The sequence below is a fragment of the Psychrobacillus sp. genome (genome assembly GCF_056205495.1).
Window position 1 is genome coordinate 1 of record NZ_JBAEAP010000181.1, and the last position, 2,207, is coordinate 2,207.

General features: G+C 38.8%; 3 protein-coding genes. All 3 read left to right on the forward strand.

Annotation, left to right across the window (positions count from 1 at the left end):
• Positions 1 to 405, forward strand: a 405-nt coding sequence (locus AC06OU_RS05390) for a hypothetical protein (RefSeq protein WP_475854462.1), incomplete at its 5' end; no start/stop codon positions are given.
• A gap of 208 nt (positions 406 to 613) precedes the next feature.
• Positions 614 to 1,441: a YitT family protein gene (locus tag AC06OU_RS05395; protein ID WP_475854463.1), complete on the forward strand. Its 828-nt coding sequence runs from the start codon at positions 614 to 616 to the stop codon at positions 1,439 to 1,441.
• A gap of 48 nt (positions 1,442 to 1,489) precedes the next feature.
• Positions 1,490 to 1,840, forward strand: a complete 351-nt coding sequence (cccB, locus tag AC06OU_RS05400) for a cytochrome c551 (protein ID WP_342566930.1) — start codon at positions 1,490 to 1,492, stop codon at positions 1,838 to 1,840.
• Positions 1,841 to 2,207 lie beyond the last annotated feature (367 nt).

A 2,207-nucleotide genomic window follows, 5' to 3' on the forward strand; every position in this document is an offset into this window, starting at 1 on the left:
AAACTCGCAGGGGTAACCAATCAAACAGTAGAGAAAATAGATGACAATCTTAACAATGTCAATAAATTTAACGAGGCAGCTCTTCAAAAGCTGAAATTAGGGTTAGCACAAACTCACTCACAAGCCGAAACAGCGGAACAATCCAATGAGTCCTTTAAAGGTCTGTTTGAAACAATGAAGACGCTTCAGTTATCATTAACAAGCTATTTAAAAGAGATTGAAACGATTGCAGAAGACAGCGAATCCATCAATGTAAGTACAACAGAGTTTGCTGCAATCATTGTAGAAAGCACGGCTACTGTCGAGGAAATCAATGCAACTTTAGTCAATATCACAGAGGATCAGCTTGCTATTTCGGACTACATCGACGAAACCTATAAAGAAGCACAATCTATTAGTAAATAATTGCTGCTGATTAAAGTGTATCCAATTTATTTTAGATACGCTTTTTTATTTTGTGCAAGTAGCCTGTTAATACACCATCTTGCTAAAGTTCACAAAAATCCCTTCTGTTGTTATACTATTTCAGGTTGAATAAAAGAATTTACATGAAAGAGGAATAGTAATGACTACTACGACAAATAATAGAGTTCATAAAGAAATTTCTCCTTGGATGGCGAATGTTAGAGATTATTTATATGTCATCATTGGTGCTGCGATTATAGCGCTTGGCTTTAATGTGTTTTTATTGCCAAACCAGGTTGCATCAGGTGGGGTAAGTGGGATAAGTACTATCTTAAAAGGAGTTTTTGGCTGGGAGCCTGGGCTTGTTCAATATGCTTTTAACATTCCTTTGTTTATCGCAGGCTTAATATTTCTTGGTGCAAAATTTGGGATTAAATCTTTTGTAGGAACCTTAGTTTTACCTGCAGTAGTTTTGCTAACTGCAAGCTGGGAACCATGGACATATAATCCTTTGTTAGGTGCATTATTTGGTGGTATTACGGTTGGTCTAGGTTTAGGAATCGTTTTTAGAGGCGGCGCGTCAACAGGCGGAACAGACTTAGCAGCTCAAATCATAACCAAATATACTGGCTTTTCTTTAGGAAGAAGCGTCTTGCTAATCGATGGTCTAATTGTGTTGAGTGCTGCCGTAGTATTTGATATTGAACAAGCTTTATACGCTTTAATAGGTTTATTTGTAACTACTAAAACAATCGATATTGTGCAACTAGGATTCAGCCAATCAAAAATGATTTATATAATTACGAATAAACAGGACGAAATTAGAGATGCTATCTATAAGGAGATTGATCGAGGGGTAACTAAACTACCTGCATATGGTGGATATACCAATGAAGAGAAATCTATCCTTATGGTGGTGGCGTATCAAACAGAGTTCACAAAGCTGAAACATGTGGTTCAAATCATTGACCCCACTGCATTTGTTATAGTTTCTGATGCCTATGAGGTGTTAGGAGAAGGTTTCAAAAGGTACTAAATTTGGTATAATATGAGTGCATTCATAATGTTGAGGGAGGTTAACTAAATGAATAAAAAATTATTAGCTGTTATCTTTGGAGCAGGTCTTATGCTTGCTGCTTGTGGCGGTGGAGACGACGAAGCAAAAGATACTGGCACAACTGACACTGGTACAACTGATTCAACTGAAACCGCGTCTGTAGATGCTGAAAAAATTGTAAATTCTAAATGTATTAGCTGTCACGGCGGAAATTTAGAAGGACAAGGTAATTTCCCTGCGCTTGCTGATGTAGGATCACGTTTATCAGAAGATGAAATCTTAGATGTTATTTTAAACGGCCGCGGAGCAATGCCGGGTAAAATCATCGAAGGCGCTGATGCAGAAGCAGTTGCTGCATGGTTAGCAGAGAAAAAATAAGATAGTGGACAAGCAGCTACTTTTATCGGTAGCTGTTTTTTTGTTGGAATAAGACATAGTGTAGGGATGGTGTCCCGTAAATTTGAGGAAAGTGCCCATAAAGTAAGTGGAGGTGTGTCCCATAAATCACAGGTATGCGCCCGTAAAGTTAAAAAGTGCCCATAGAGTTGAGGGAAGTGCCCCATAAGTGAGTGGAAAGCGCCCATAAAGAAAGTGAAGGTGTCCCATAAAAGCGAGATATCCGCCCATAAAGTTGAAAAGCGCCCATAGGGTTGAGGGAAGTGTCCCATAAGTAAGAGGAAAGTGCCCATAGAGTAAGTGAAGGTGTCCCATAAAAGCGAGATATCCGCCCGTAAAGTTGAAAAGC

Coding starts and splice junctions, on each gene's coding strand:
- AC06OU_RS05395 (WP_475854463.1), top strand. CDS start 614: ATGGCGAATGTTAGAGATTATTTATATGTCATCATTGGTGCTGCGATT.
- cccB (WP_342566930.1), top strand. CDS start 1,490: ATGAATAAAAAATTATTAGCTGTTATCTTTGGAGCAGGTCTTATGCTT.